Source organism: Streptomyces sp. rh34 (assembly GCF_002551245.1).
In the GTDB taxonomy this organism is placed as follows: domain Bacteria; phylum Actinomycetota; class Actinomycetes; order Streptomycetales; family Streptomycetaceae; genus Streptomyces.
In genome coordinates, this window is sequence record NZ_NTGZ01000017.1 from 1 (window position 1) to 14,406 (window position 14,406).

At 73.0% G+C, this 14,406-nt stretch carries 12 protein-coding genes and 2 pseudogenes; 12 read left to right on the forward strand and 2 right to left on the reverse strand.

Annotated features, from left to right (window positions below):
* The 4 genes from CR470_RS06140 to CR470_RS06155 all read left to right on the forward strand — a co-directional run.
* On the forward strand, positions 1-747 hold a 747-nt coding region (locus CR470_RS06140), incomplete at its 5' end, for an NYN domain-containing protein (protein WP_179892162.1).
* Positions 748-1,039: 292 nt separating this feature from the next.
* Positions 1,040-2,065, forward strand: a complete 1,026-nt coding sequence (locus CR470_RS06145) for a C40 family peptidase (RefSeq protein ID WP_097866564.1) — start codon at positions 1,040-1,042, stop codon at positions 2,063-2,065.
* Between the two features lie 255 nt (positions 2,066-2,320).
* A complete protein-coding gene (locus tag CR470_RS06150; RefSeq protein ID WP_097866565.1) occupies positions 2,321-3,349 on the forward strand; it encodes a C40 family peptidase in 1,029 nt (342 codons plus the stop codon).
* 16 nt (positions 3,350-3,365) lie between these two features.
* Positions 3,366-4,622, forward strand: a complete 1,257-nt coding sequence (locus CR470_RS06155) for a hypothetical protein (RefSeq protein WP_097866566.1) — start codon at positions 3,366-3,368, stop codon at positions 4,620-4,622.
* Here CR470_RS06155 and CR470_RS06160 read toward each other — a convergent pair.
* On the reverse strand, positions 4,598-5,842 hold the full coding sequence (locus CR470_RS06160; RefSeq protein ID WP_097866602.1) for a glycosyltransferase 87 family protein: 1,245 nt from the start codon (positions 5,840-5,842) through the stop codon (positions 4,598-4,600). The two genes, CR470_RS06155 and CR470_RS06160, sit on opposite strands and share 25 nt — an antisense overlap.
* A 116-nt stretch (positions 5,843-5,958) precedes the next feature.
* Here CR470_RS06160 and CR470_RS41110 point away from each other — a divergent pair.
* A pseudogene (locus CR470_RS41110) lies at positions 5,959-6,285 on the forward strand (alpha-(1-2)-phosphatidylinositol mannosyltransferase); the annotation flags it as partial.
* A 78-nt stretch (positions 6,286-6,363) separates the two neighbouring features.
* Positions 6,364-7,236, forward strand: a pseudogene (locus CR470_RS06170) (glycosyltransferase family 4 protein); the annotation flags it as partial.
* 64 nt (positions 7,237-7,300) lie between these two features.
* Here CR470_RS06170 and CR470_RS06175 read toward each other — a convergent pair.
* The gene (locus CR470_RS06175; RefSeq protein WP_097866567.1) at positions 7,301-9,097 is read right to left on the reverse strand and encodes an AMP-dependent synthetase/ligase; all 1,797 of its coding nucleotides are present in this window, start codon (positions 9,095-9,097) and stop codon (positions 7,301-7,303) included.
* Positions 9,098-9,375: 278 nt separating this feature from the next.
* Between CR470_RS06175 and CR470_RS06180 the strand changes: the two genes are divergently transcribed.
* From CR470_RS06180 to CR470_RS06205, 6 genes are all read left to right on the forward strand, one after another.
* The gene (locus CR470_RS06180; protein WP_097866568.1) at positions 9,376-10,182 is read left to right on the forward strand and encodes a metallophosphoesterase family protein; all 807 of its coding nucleotides are present in this window, start codon (positions 9,376-9,378) and stop codon (positions 10,180-10,182) included.
* Between the two features lie 109 nt (positions 10,183-10,291).
* On the forward strand, positions 10,292-10,741 hold the full coding sequence (locus CR470_RS06185) for an SRPBCC family protein (RefSeq protein ID WP_097866569.1): 450 nt from the start codon (positions 10,292-10,294) through the stop codon (positions 10,739-10,741).
* Between the two features lie 5 nt (positions 10,742-10,746).
* Entirely contained in the window at positions 10,747-11,934 is a 1,188-nt protein-coding gene (locus CR470_RS06190) for an ArsA family ATPase (RefSeq protein ID WP_097866570.1), read from the forward strand.
* A gap of 83 nt (positions 11,935-12,017) precedes the next feature.
* Positions 12,018-12,497, forward strand: a complete 480-nt coding sequence (locus tag CR470_RS06195) for a DUF5304 domain-containing protein (protein ID WP_097866571.1) — start codon at positions 12,018-12,020, stop codon at positions 12,495-12,497.
* A gap of 120 nt (positions 12,498-12,617) precedes the next feature.
* Positions 12,618-13,559 carry an ROK family glucokinase gene (locus CR470_RS06200; RefSeq protein ID WP_097866572.1) on the forward strand — a complete coding sequence of 314 codons (942 nt, stop codon included), beginning with the start codon at positions 12,618-12,620 and terminating at the stop codon, positions 13,557-13,559.
* Positions 13,560-13,638: 79 nt separating this feature from the next.
* The gene (locus tag CR470_RS06205) at positions 13,639-14,391 is read left to right on the forward strand and encodes an endonuclease/exonuclease/phosphatase family protein (RefSeq protein WP_097866573.1); all 753 of its coding nucleotides are present in this window, start codon (positions 13,639-13,641) and stop codon (positions 14,389-14,391) included.
* Positions 14,392-14,406 lie beyond the last annotated feature (15 nt).

Here is a 14,406-nt window from a genome sequence, read left to right on the forward strand (position 1 = left end):
GCCCTGCGCCGCGGCGCCGCCGAGGCCGACGCCGTACGCGCCGAGTCGGCCGCCCAGCTCTCCGCCGCGGAGAGCGAGTCGCGCCGGCTCAAGGGGCGGCTGGGGGAGGCCGAGGCGGCCCTGGAGGCGAGCCGCCGGGCCGCCCGCGAGGGCCGCTCGGTGGAGGACATGCGGCTGCGGCTGCTCCTGGACACCGTGCTGGACGCGGCCTCGGGGCTGCGGCGGGAGCTGGCGCTTCCCCCGGCGACGACGCATCCCGCCGACACCGTGGACGCGGTGGAGCCCGGCCGGATGTCACCCAAGGACATTGCCGCCAGGGCCCTTTCCGAGACCGATCCGGCGTTGCTCGACCAACTGCTGGCGCTGCCGCAGGCCCACCTCATCGTGGACGGCTACAACGTCACCAAGACCGGCTATCCCCAGATGCCGCTGGAGAAGCAGCGGTTGCGGCTGCTGGGCGGGCTCTCGGTGCTCGCGGCGCAGACCGGCGCCGAGATGACCTGTGTCTTCGACGGGGCCGAACTGGCCGCCCCGGTGCTGCTGGCCCCGCCGCGGGGCGTGCGGGTGCTGTTCAGCAAGGCCGGGGTCACGGCGGACGAGCTGATCCGTCAACTGGCCCGCGCGGAACCGCCGGGGCGGCCCGTGGTGGTCGTCTCCACCGACCGGGAGGTGGCGGACGGCGTGGCCAAGGCCGGCGCGCGACCGGTCGCGTCCGTCTTGCTCCTCAAGCGCCTTTCGCGCGTCTAGCAGAATATGTGCGGCATGTGTGGCATGCCGGATATCTGGGAACGTACCGTCAAGTCGCCGCTACACGCGGTGGGGTGAGAGTAAAGAAGTGCCTGGTGTGACGAGAAAGTTCCTGTGAGGATTTGAACTGATCACAGGATGGTCACTAAGGTCAGGCCTCGAACCTTCGCACGGTTGATCACCCATCGGGGGTGACGGCGAAGGAACCGCCGAGTCCGTCATGTGCACGGAGCCGGGGAATCTTTCCCCCACAGCCCGGTAGGCGGCTCAGAGGAAGAAGGAGCTCGCCTTCGTGGCGTCCCACCGTCGTCCCAAGCAGCCGAGCCGCACCCGCGTGACCGTGCTCACCGCGACCGCCGCAGCGGCCGTGGCCCTGACCTCCCAGGCCGCCCACGCCGACCCCAAGCCGAGCAAGAGCGAAGTCAAGGCGAAGGTCGACAAGCTCTACCACGAGGCCGAGGCGGCGACCGAGAAGTACAACGGGGCCAAGGAGCAGCAGGACAACCTCAAGAAGGAAGTCGACGCGCTCCAGGACAAGGTCGCCCGCGGCCAGGCCGAGCTCAACACGCTGCGCACCGAACTCGGTTCGATCGCCACCGCGCAGTACCGCTCCGGCGGCATCGACCCCTCCGTGGCCCTCTTCCTCGCCTCGGACCCGGACAGCTTCCTCGACCAGGCCTCCGCGCTCGACCAGCTGACGGTCAAGCAGACGGAGTCGCTGCAGAAGATCCAGTCCAAGCAGCGCACCCTCGCCCAGCAGCGCCAGGAAGCCCAGGGCAAGCTCGGCGACCTCGCCGAGGTCCGCAAGGCGCTCGGTGAGAACAAGAAGAAGTACCAGGGCAAACTGGCCGACGCCCAGCAGCTGCTCAACACGCTGACCAAGGCCGAGCGCGACAAGATGAAGAAGGACGAGCAGCGCGCCAGCCGCGACGCCGGCGACCGGGTCGAACTCGGCAACGAGTCCCCCGCGTCCGGCCGCGGAGCCGCCGCCCTGGCCGCGGCCGCCACGCAGATCGGCAAGCCGTACGTCTCCGGCGGCACGGGCCCCTCCTCCTACGACTGCTCCGGACTGACCCAGTGGGCCTTCGCCCAGGCCGGCGTCTCCATCACCCGGACCACGTTCACCCAGCACAACGACGGCACGAAGATCGGCCGCAGCCAGCTCAAGCCGGGCGACCTGGTCTTCTTCAACAACCTGGCGCACGTCGGCTTCTACGCCGGAAACAACCAGATCCTGCACGCTCCGAAGCCGGGCACCAACGTCCGCTACGAGTCGATGGACTACATGGGCACGTTCCAGTTCGGCGTCCGCATCTGACGTCACGGCACGCCCGCGGCACGCCCGAACGAGGGAATCGCCGCGCATCACACTGACGCCCCCGCCCCGCCGGAGACCAAGGTCACCGGCGGGGCGGCGGCGTTGGACCCCTCCGCCACCACCGGCGCGGTCTTTTGCCGGTGCGTAGTCGCCCGATTACTGTCTGGCTGCCGCGCAGCTCCCGGTCTCCGTCCGCCCGTCCCGGGCGGCAGGGGCTGCGCACGACCGCGTCAGCGGAAGGGAGTGCGGCTACCTGTGGTGTCCCATCGCCGTTCCACACAGTCCGGCTTCAACAGAGGCGTCCGGGTCACGGTCATCTCGGCGGCCGCCGCCACCGCGGCCGCGTCGCTGACCGGGGCCCCGGCGAGCGCCGACCCGAAGGACACCCGGGAGAGCGCCAAGGCAGCCGTCGACCGCCTCTACGGGGAGGCCGAGCGGGCCACCGAGCGCTTCAACGAGGCCGGGGAGCGTGTGGACCGGCTGCGCGGTGAGGCGGGCCGCGCCCAGGACGCCACGGCCCGGGGCCAGGAACGGGTCAACCGGATGCGCGACGCCCTCGGCGCGATGGCGGGCGCGCAGTACCGCACCGGCGCCATCGACCCGGCGCTCGCCCTGCTGCTCTCCGCCGACCCGGACACCTACCTGGAGCGGGCCGCCGCCCTCGACCGGGCCGGTGCCCGCCAGGCGATGATCCTGGACAAGCTGCGGCACGCCCAGCGGGGGCTCGCCCGGACCCGCGCGGAGACCACCCGCGCCCTGACCGAGCTGGAGCGCAACCGGGCCGCCGCCACCCGCCACAAGCGCGCCGTCGAGGGCAAGCTCCGCGAGGCCCGCCGGCTGCTGGACTCGCTGCCGCCCGAGGAACGCGCCACCTTCGACCGGGTCTCCCGCTCCGGCCGCCAGGGACCGCCCGAGCTCTCCGGCGTCGCCCCCGGCTCGGCCCGCGCGATGTCCGCCGTGGCCGCCGCCCACCAGGCGCTCGGAAGACCCTACGTCTGGGGAGCCAACGGGCCCTCCGGGTTCGACTGTTCCGGCCTGATGCAGTGGGCCTACGCCCAGGCCGGGGTGAGCCTGCCCCGCACCTCCCAGGCCCAGCGCTACGCGGGCCGCATGGTGCCCCTCTCCCAGGCACTCCCCGGTGACCTGGTCGCCTACCGCGCGGACGCCAGCCACATCGGCATGTACGTCGGCAACGGACAGGTCATCCACGCCCCTTACCCCGGCGCCCCGGTCCGCTACGATCCGGTCGGCATGATGCCCGTCTCCTCGGTGACCCGGATCTGACCGTACGATCGGCAGGGTGGCCGTACGAGGACGTGACGCGCGAGGGGGACGCCCCCGGGGACGACGGCGTGCGGCGGGCCCGCTGCTCGCCGCGCTCCTGACCGCGTCCGCCTGCACGGCCCCCGCCGACACCGACACCTTCCTCACCACCGGCGCCCTCGACGCCACCCTGGAGCGCCGCGCGGCCGCCGTCCTCGCCCACGACCCGGCGGGCTACCTCGACGGCCTCGCCCCGGAGGCCGCGAAGCTGCGGGCCGCCCAGCGCACCGAGCTGGACCGGCTCGCCGACGTGCCCCTGAAGTCCTGGACCTACGACGTCAAGGGCATCACCAAGCAGGACGGGCAGTGGGCCACCGCCGACGTGGAGCTGCGCTACCGCATCGACGGGTACGACACCGCCCCGGTCGCCACCCGCCGTGTCCTGGAGCTGATGCGCGACGGCGAGCGCTGGTACATCACCGCCGACCGGCCCGCCAAGGGCGCCTCCGGGCAGCTGTGGCAGCAGGGGGACGTCGAGGTCGTCGAGGGCGAGCACAGCATCGTCCTGGGCGTCGGCCGGCCCGAGAGCGAGCTGCGCCAGGTCGCCGACACCGTGGACCTCGCCGTACCGGCCGTCTCGGACGCCTGGCCGAGGCCCTGGGCCCGCCGGGTGGTCGTCCTCGTCCCGGACTCCGTCGAGGACATGGCGGGACTGCTGGGCTCGCCGGAGGCCAGCTACCGGGGCATCGCCGCCGTCACCACCGGCGAGGTCGGCGGCACCGGCAAGCGCCCGGCCCTCGCCGACCGGGTGATCGTCAACCCGCAGGCGTACGCCACCCTGGGCAGTTTCGGGCAGCGGATCGTCCTGACCCATGAGACGACCCATGTCGCCACCCGGACCAGCACCTCCACCGCGACCCCGGTCTGGCTCTCCGAGGGCTTCGCCGACTGGACCGCCTACCGGGGCGAGGACCGCGCCGCCGACACCATCGCCCCCGAACTGGCCGACGCCGTCCGCACCGGCCGGACCCCGGCCGAGCTCCCCGCCGACCCGGACTTCGGCTTCGACGGCGACCCCGCGAAGCTGGCGGGGGCCTATGAGGGCGGCTGGCTGGCCTGCGAGCTGATCGCGGAACGGTGGGGCAAGGAGAAGCTGATCGCCTTCTACGAGGCCGTCGGCGCGCACTCCGGGCGCGAGGGGGCGGTGGAGCAGGCGCTGAAGGCAGTGCTCGACACCACCCCCGAGCAGTTCACCGCCGACTGGCGCGACTACCTCGCCGCCCGGCTCGGCTGACCCCCGCCCACCGCCACGACGGGGGCTTCCCGCGCCCCCGGCACCGTCGACCGCCACAGCCGCCGCGCCGCGATCAGCGAGGCCGCCACCAGCAGCCCGTTCCGTACGAGCAGGAGGGTCACGCCCCACGCGTCGCTCGCCACCACATGGCCGAAGCCGATCGGGAACTCCAGCAGCGTCACCCCGGCCGCCGCCAGCACCAGGACGGCCGGCAGGGTCATCGCGGCCCCCCGGAACACCAGGCACACCGCCGCGAGCCCGACCAGCCACACCACGTACTGCGGGCTGATCACCCGGCTGGTGACCGTGAACAGCAGCACCGCCGTGAACGCCGCCTCGGCCGGGGTGTGCGCGGCGAACGACCGGGCCCGCAGCCGCCACACCAGCAGCCAGCCCAGCGCCAGGACGCCGAGCCCCAGCGCCAGCGTCGACACCAGCTCCACCCGCGGGCCGAGGAACTCCAGCGAGCCGTAGCGCAGCTCCACCCGCCCCTCCCAGCCGAACCGCCGCGCCACGTGGAAGACCAGCGCCCCCAGGGACTCGACCTCGGTGCCCCGGTCCCGCTGGAAAGCCAGGAACGCGAACGCCCCCGGCATCCACAGTGCGAACGCCGCCGCGAGCCCCGCCGCCGTCAGCGCCGCCGACCTCCAGGCGGCCCCCGTCGGACGCCCCTTGCGCACCCCGACGAGCAGCAGCGCGGGCCACCCCTTCAGCAGCGCCCCGCATGCCGCCAGCGCCCCCAGCGCACGGGGCCGGCGCACCCCCGCCAGCAGCGCGGCCACCGCGACCGCCGTCACCATCAGGTCGTAGCGGGCGTAGACCGTCGGACCCAGCAGCGGCACCCCAGCGATCCACACCCAGGCGCCCGCCGCCCTTATGCCCGGCCGCCGGCCCGCGTACAGCAGCAGCCCCAGCACCAGCGCGTCGCAGACCAGCACGAGCACGTAGAACGCGGTCGCGTACTCCAGGAACGGCAGCAGGGCGGGGGAGAGGACCGCCAGGGCCGCCCCGGGCGGGTACTGCCAGGTGACGTCGTCCAGCGGATACGTGCCGGTGAGCAGCACCTCGTACCAGCCCCGGTAGATCACCGACACGTCCACCGTGACGTCCGGGCCGGGCACGGTGACCACCTTGAACACGCAGGCCAGCAGCCATGCCCGGGTCAGCGCCCACAGCGCGTACGGCCACGGCCCCGCACCGATGGGTCCTCGTCCCGCCATCGCCGTCATCCGCCGCCTCTTCGTCGCTCGTGTCCGGCCGGGTTCCCGGCGGCTCATGATGCCGCCGGGAGAGCGCGTCAGCGGTGAAGCGCGGCCGTTCGGTACTGTCGGCGACGATGGACAAGACCTTGATCGTGACCAACGACTTCCCGCCCCGCCCCGGTGGCATCCAGGCGTTCCTGCACAACATGGCGCTGCGCCTGGATCCCGACCGGGTCGTCGTCTACGCCTCCACCTGGAAGCGCGGCGAGGAGGGCGCGGAGGCCACCGCCGCCTTCGACGCCGAGCAGCCGTTCACCGTGGTCCGCGACCGGACGACGATGCTGCTGCCGACCCCGCGCGTCACCCGCCGGGCCACCGCCCTGCTGCGCGAGCACGGCTGCGCCTCCGTCTGGTTCGGCGCCGCCGCCCCGCTCGGCCTGATGGCCCCGGCGCTGCGCCGCGCGGGCGCCCGGTTGTCTCTTATACACATCTCTGAGCGGGCTGGCNCCTCGCGCCATCAGAGATGTGTATAAGAGACAGCCGTCTGGTTCGGCGCCGCCGCCCCGCTCGGCCTGATGGCCCCGGCGCTGCGCCGCGCGGGCGCCCGGCGGCTCGTCGCCACCACCCACGGCCACGAGGCCGGCTGGGCGCAACTGCCCGCCTCCCGACAGCTGCTGCGCCGGATCGGGGAGGGCACGGACACGATCACCTATCTCGGTGAGTACACCCGCTCCCGGATCGCCGGGGCCCTCACCCCCGAGGCGGCCGGGCGCATGGTCCAACTGCCGCCCGGCGTCGACGAGAAGACCTTCCACCCGGCGTCCGGCGGGGACCGGGTCCGGGCCCGCCTCGGGCTCTCCGACCGCCCGGTGGTCGTCTGCGTCTCCCGCCTGGTGCCGCGCAAGGGCCAGGACACGCTGATCCTGGCCATGCCCGCGATCCTCGCGCGGATCCCGGACGCGGTGCTGCTGATCGTCGGCGGCGGACCGTACGCCAAGGACCTGGAGCGGCTCGCGGATCGGACCGGGGTCCAGGACTCGGTGCGCTTCACCGGTCCGGTGCCCTGGGCCGAGCTGCCCGCGCACTACGGGGCCGGGGACGTCTTCGCGATGCCCTGCCGCACCCGGCGCGGCGGTCTCGACGTGGAGGGCCTCGGGATCGTCTACCTGGAGGCGTCCGCGACCGGGCTGCCCGTGGTGGCCGGCGACTCGGGCGGCGCCCCGGACGCGGTGCTCGACGGCGAGACCGGTTGGGTGGTGCGCGGCGGCAGCGCCGAGGAGTCGGCGGACCGGATCGTGACGCTGCTCGGGGACCCGGAGCTGCGGCAGCGGATGGGGGAGCGGGGCCGGGCCTGGGTCGAGGAGAAGTGGCGCTGGGACCTGCTGGCGGAGAAGCTCAAGACCCTGCTGTGAACGTGCCGTACGCCGAAGGGGCCCGCACCGGGAATCGGCGCGGGCCCCTTCGGCGTACCGACTGTCAACTGCGGTAGATCGACTCCACCTCGTCCGCGAAGTCCTTCGCCACCACGTTCCGCTTCAGCTTCAGCGACGGCGTGATGTGCCCCGCCTCCTCGGTGAACTGGGCGGGCAGGATACGGAACTTGCGCACGGACTCGGCCTTGGACACCGCCGCGTTGCCGTCGTCCACCGCCCGCTGTACCTCCGCCAGCAGCTCCGCGTCCTCGCGCAGCGACAGGGCCGTCGAGCCGGCCGGCTTGCCGTTCTCCTCGACCCAGCGGCTCAGGAACTCCTCGTCCAGCGTGACCAGCGCGCCGACGAACGGACGGCCGTCGCCGACCACCATGCACTCCGCGACCAGGGCGTGCGCGCGGATGCGGTCCTCGATCACCGCCGGGGCGACGTTCTTGCCGCCCGCCGTCACGATGATCTCCTTCTTGCGGCCGGTGATCGCGAGGTAGCCGTCCTCGTCGAGCGTGCCGATGTCCCCGGTGTGGAACCAGCCGTCGGCCAGCGCCTCGGCCGAGGCCGACTCGTTGTTCCAGTAGCCGGAGAACAGGTGCTCGCCGTGCAGCAGCACCTCGCCGTCGTCCGCGATCCGCACGACCGAACCGGGCAGCGGCTGGCCGACCGTGCCGATCTTCTGCCGGTCCCACGGGTTGAACGCGGTCGCCGCACACGTCTCGGTCAGGCCGTAGCCCTCCAGGACCGTGAAGCCGATGCCCCGGTAGAAGTGGCCGAGCCGCTCGCCCAGCGGAGCGCCGCCGGAGATCGCGTGCTCACCCCGGCCGCCGAGTACCGCGCGCAGCTTCCCGAAGACCAGCTTGTCGAAGAGCCGGTGCCTGAGCCTCAGCCCCAGCGAGGGACCCCCCGGGGTGCTCAGCGCCCGGCTGTAGGCGATCGCCGTGTCGGCGGCCCGGTCGAAGATCTTGCCCTTGCCGTCCGCCTGCGCCTTCGCGCGGGCCGCGTTGTAGACCTTCTCGAAGACCCGGGGCACGCCCAGGATCAACGTCGGCCGGTACGAGGCCAGCTCATCGGTGAGGTTCTTGATGTCGGGGACGCAGCCGAGCTTGATCGGGGCCATCACCGAGGCCACCTCGACCAGCCGGCCGAAGACGTGCGCGGCGGGCAGGAACAGCAGGACCGAGCACTCGCCCGTTCGGAAGAGGGGCTTCAGCCGCTCCACCACGTTGCCGCACTCCGCGAAGAAGCTGCGGTGGGTCAGCACACAGCCTTTGGGGCGGCCCGTGGTGCCCGAGGTGTAGACGATGGTGGCCGGGTCGTCCGCCTTGGCGCTGCGCGTCCGCAGATCCATGGTCTCGTCCGAGACCTCGGCCCCGGCCTTGCCCAGTGCCTCCACCGCGCCCGCGTCGATCTGCCAGAGATGCGCGAGATCCGGCAGCGCGTCCCGTACGGAGGCCACGGAGGCGGCGTGCGCGTCGCTCTCCACGAGCACCGCCACCGCCCCGGAGTCACCGAGGATCCACTGCACCTGCTCGGCGGAGCTGGTCTCGTACACCGGCACGGTCACCGCGCCCGCGCTCCAGATCGCGAAGTCCAGCAGCACCCACTCGAAACGGGTGCGTGACATCAGGGCGACCCGGTCACCGGGCTGCACGCCCGAGGCGATCAGGCCTTTGGCGGCGGCTCTCACCTCGGCCAGGAACTCCGTGGCACTGACGTCCGTCCAGACGCCGGCCACCTTGCGGCTCATCACCGCGACTTCGGGATGCTGAGCGGCATTGCGGCGGATGAGATCCGTCAGGTTGCCGTCCGTCGGGACCTCGTACAGGGCCGGAAGGCTGAACTCGCGCAAGACTGCTGCTCCTCATCGGGCTCCGGTGCCACGGCTCTGTGTGACGCACCGGCTGCGGTCCAAGAGTGGCGGGTGCTCAGTGGGGTGAGCACGACTGGACTGCCCGGACGTTACCCACCGGTACTCGGTTCCGGATAGGGGGTTCCGGCCAGATGTCTTATGCATCACACATATAAATGGCCCTTTCGCGCACAGTAGTCCACCGCCGTCCCGACGTGGAAGTAACCGCAGGTCCGGGCGGTCTACCAGCGACGGAAGCGGCGCTCTAGGGTGATCCCATGCGAGGCAGCGAACCGGACAGCCGGGTCCCGGCCGGGGGACCGACCCGGATTCACGTGATCAGCGACGTGCACGGCAACACCGAGGCCCTGACCCGCGCCGGGGACGGCGCCGACGCCCTGATCTGCCTCGGTGACCTGGTGCTCTTCCTCGACTACGCCGACCACGCGCGCGGCATCTTCCCCGACCTGTTCGGCAAGGAGAACGCCGACCGCATCGTCGCCCTGCGCACCGCCCGCCGCTACGAGGAGGCCCGCGCCTTCGGCCGCGAGCTGTGGGCGGGCCGCGACCGCAACGCCGAGATCCTCGGCGCGGTGCGCAAGCAGTACGCCGAACTCTTCGCGGCCTTCCCCACCCCGACGTACGCCACCTACGGCAACGTCGACGTCCCCGGCCTATGGCCCGAGTACGCCCGCCCCGGCACCACCGTGCTCGACGGCGAACGCGTCGAGATCGGCGGCCGGGTCTTCGGCTTCGTCGGCGGCGGCCTGAAGACCCCGATGAACACCCCGTACGAGATCAGCGACGAGGAGTACGCCGCCAAGGTCGAGGCGCTCGGCCCGGTCGACGTCCTCTGCTCGCACATCCCGCCCGACGTCCCCGAGCTGACGTACGACACCGTCGCCCGCCGCTTCGAACGCGGCAGCAGCGCCCTGCTGGAGGCGATCCGCTCCACCCGCCCCCGGTACGCGCTTTTCGGCCATGTTCACCAGCCGTTGGTCCGCCGGATGCGGATCGGGACCACCGAGTGCGTCAACGTCGGCCACTTCGCCTCCACCGGAACACCCTGGGCGCTGAGCTGGTGACCGAGGGCGGCCGGGGCGTGGACCGGAGCGCCCCGGGCACGCGATAGCCTGCACAGCGGCAGGCTCCTGCCGAACGCGACCGGTTACACCGCACTGGAGGGCCACGGCGATGGCTGAACACACCAGCTCGAGCATCACGATCGAGGCGGCACCGGCCGACGTCATGGGCGTGATCGCCGACTTCGCCCGCTACCCGGAGTGGACCGGCGAGGTCAAGGAGGCCGAGGTCCTCTCCACCGACGACCAGGGCCGCGCCGAGCAGGTCCGCCTCGTCCTGGACGCCGGAGCGATCAAGGACGACCACGTCCTCTCCTACACCTGGACCGGCGCGAACGAGGTCAGCTGGAGCCTCGTCAAGTCCCAGATGCTGCGCTCCCTGGACGGCACCTACGCACTCGCCCCGCTCGGCGACGGCGAGCGCACCGAGGTCACCTACCGGCTCGCCGTCGACGTCAAGATCCCGCTGCTCGGCATGATCAAGCGCAAGGCCGAGAAGGTCATCATCGACCGCGCCCTCGCCGGTCTGAAGAAGCGCGTCGAGTCCGCACCGGGGAACTGAGGGCCGTGCGTACGGTCCTGGTCACCGGCACCGGCGGCGCGGGCCGCACCACCGTCGCCGCCGCCACCGCACTGGCCGCGGCCGCGAACGGCAGCCGCACACTGCTGATCTCCGCCGAGGCCATACCCGGCTTCCCCGCCGCCTCGGAACCGACCCGGGCCGCCGACAACCTCGACCACGCCCGCATCGACTCCGGCGAGCACTTCCGCGCCGAACTCACCGAGCTCCAGAAGCGCGCCTCCGGCGTCCTGGACCTGCTCGGCGCGGGCCGGCTCGACGGCGAGGAGCTCACCGAACTCCCCGGCTCCCCGCAGCTCGCCCTGCTGCACACCCTGCGCCGGGCCGCCGAGGGCGACTGGACCGGCTACGACACCCTCGTCGTCGACCTCCCGCCGCTCACCGAAGCCCTGGCCCTGCTCGCCCTGCCCGAACAGCTGCGCCGCTACCTGCGCCGGCTGCTCCCCGTCGAACGCCAGGCCGCCCGTGCCCTGCGCCCGGTCCTCGCCCAGCTCGCGGGGGTCCCGATGCCCGCGCAGTGGCTGTACGAGGCCGCCGCCCGCAAGGACGCCGAGCTGGCCGCCGTCCAGGCTTTGATCGAGGACGGGGCCACCACACTCCGCCTGGTCGCGGAGCCGGGCCCCGCCGCCGAGGACGCCCTGCGCGCCGCCCGCACCGGCCTCGCCCTGCATGGGCTGAGCGCCGACCTGCTGGTCGCCTCCCGCGTGCTGCCCCGGCACTCCTGCGACCCCTGGTTCGCCGCGCTCGCCGCCCAGCAGGAGAAGTGCCTGGACCACTGGCACCAGGACGTGGCCCCGGACCTCCCCGTGCACGAGGCCGCCCACCTGGGCCGCGACCCGCAGGGCCCGGAGGACCTGGCCGCGCTGGAGATACCCGCCCCCGACGACCGGGCCCCCGGCCGGGCCGGCGAACCCTGGTGGACCGAGGAGGACCCGGACGCCGAGGACGGGGACCTCACCCTCACCTGGTGCCTGCCACTGCCCGGGGCCGCCAAGGAGGACCTGCGCCTGGTCCGCCGGGGCGACGAACTGCTCCTGACCGTCGGCCCCTTCCACCGGATCGTGCGGATCGCCTCCGCGCTGCGCCGCTGCACCGTCTCCGGCGCGGCCCTGGCGGACGGGGTGCTGCGGGTGCGGTTCACGCCGGATCCGGCCCTGTGGCCGCGCACCTCCTGAACGGCCCGCGGCCATTCGGGTAACGTCGGTAGTACGTGTACCGCAGGCCGACCGTCGGCCGCCCCGCGTCGCAGGAGTCCGCCATGAGTGAAGCCACCGATCGTCCCGTCGACGGCGACGCGTGGGCCGACGCCTGCGCCGAGGACCTCGCGGCCGAGAAGGCCCGCCGCCGGGCCCAGTACGGCCCCCAGCCCGGGTCCGCCGCCGAGGAACTGCGCAAACTGGTCGACGCGGTCGCCGACAAGGTCTCCTCGCTCCAGACCCCGCTGCTGGGCGTCGCCGCCCAGGGCGCGGTCCAGCAGGCCATCCGGCAGGCGAAGTCCGCCGTCGATCCGGTCATCGAACGCAACCCGCAGCTCTTCGACCACCTCGCCGCCGCGGGCAGCGAACTGCTGGCCGCCTACCGCTCCGCGGTCGAGGGCCAGGAGAGCCGCTGGACCCGCACCACCGAGGGCGCGTCGGGCACCACGAGCCCCGCGGACCCCTCGAAGAAGGCCGCCGACGACCCGTCCGACCCCCGGGACGAAGGGCCCTCCGGCCCCGAACGCATCGACCTGGACTGACCGGACGACCGGCCGGTACCGGCCGGACACATCGGCCGGGACCGACCGGCCCCGGCCGGGCCGGGCCACGCCCTCGGGTACGGTTGCCCCTAGCGGGGCTCGACCGAAACTGAGGGATTCATGGGACTCACCATCGGCGTCGATATCGGCGGCACGAAGATCGCGGCTGGAGTGGTCGACGAAGAGGGCCGGATCCTCTCGACGTTCAAGGTGGCGACCCCGCCGACGGCCGAAGGCATCGTCGACGCGATCTGCGCGGCGGTGGCCGGGGCGAGCGAGGGACACGAGGTGGAGGCCGTCGGCATCGGCGCCGCCGGTTACGTCGACGACAAGCGCGCCACCGTGCTGTTCGCACCGAACATCAACTGGCGTCACGAGCCGCTCAAGGACAAGGTCGAGCAGCGCGTCGGCCTGCCCGTCGTCGTCGAGAACGACGCCAACGCCGCGGCCTGGGGCGAGTATCGCTTCGGGGCCGGCCAGGGGCACGACGACGTCATCTGCATCACGCTCGGCACCGGCCTCGGCGGCGGCATCATCATCGGCAACAAGCTGCGGCGCGGACGCTTCGGCGTGGCCGCCGAGTTCGGCCACATCCGCGTCGTCCCGGACGGTCTGCTCTGCGGCTGCGGCAGCCAGGGCTGCTGGGAGCAGTACGCCTCCGGCCGTGCGCTCGTCCGGTACGCGAAGCAGCGCGCCAACGCCACCCCCGAGAACGCCGCCGTACTGCTCGGCCTCGGCGACGGCTCGGTGGACGGCATCGAGGGCAAGCACATCAGCGAGGCCGCCCGCCAGGGCGACCCGGTGGCCATCGACTCGTTCCGCGAGCTGGCCCGCTGGGCCGGCGCCGGACTGGCGGACCTCGCCTCGCTGTTCGACCCGTCGGCGTTCATCGTCGGCGGCGGCGTGTCGGACGAGGGCGAGCTCGTCCTCGACCCGATCCGCAAGTCGTTCCGGCGCTGGCTGATCGGCGGCGAATGGCGCCCGCACGCCCAGGTGCTGGCCGCCCAACTCGGCGGCAAGGCAGGGCTCGTGGGAGCGGCCGACCTGGCCCGCCAGGGCTGAGAACGGCTCCGTACGACCCACCGGACGCCCGTCGTCGCCCTCCGGGGCCGCGGCGGGCGTCCGTCGTATCGTGGCCCGCATGGTCCTGACGCCACTGCCCGACTCCCGAACCGAGCCGGACGGTTCAGCCGTCATCAGAGTGCTGAGCTACAACGTCCGGTCGATGCACGACGACACCGCCGCGCTGGCCCGGGTCATCCGCGCCTGCGCGCCCGACCTGGTCCTCGTCCAGGAGGCCCCGCGCTTCTTCCGCTGGCGCAAGGCCGCGGCCAGGCTCGCGAAGAGCAGCGGCCTGGTGGTGCTGAGCGGCGGGGCCACCGCCGCCGGACCGCTGCTGCTGTGCTCGCTGCGGGTGGCCGTCGAGCGCACCGAGGACATCCTGCTGCCGCTCACCCCCGGCCTGCACCGCAGGGGCTTCGCCACCGCCGTGGTGCGGATCGCCGGGACCGGGCTCGGCGTGCTGAGCTGCCATCTGAGCCTTCGGCGCGACGAACGCCTCGCCCAGGCGGACCTGCTGCTGGAACGGCTGGCCGCGATGGGCGTGGAGCACGCCGTGGCGGGCGGCGACCTCAACGACGTACCGACCGGGGAGGCGTTTCGGCACCTGGCCGGGACCCTCCAGGACTGCCGGGCCGTCGCTCCGTGGGGCGGCGGGCCGACGTTCCCCCCGCACGAACCGCGCAAGCGCATCGACGCGGTCTTCGCGACCCCCGGCATCGAGGTGCTCGGCTGCGGTGTCCCGACCGGCCTGGACGGTGTGAGCGGGGACGACCTGAGGGCGGCCACGGACCATCTGCCGGTCCTGGCCGCCCTCAGAATCCCCGCGGGGTGACGCCTACGGGACAGC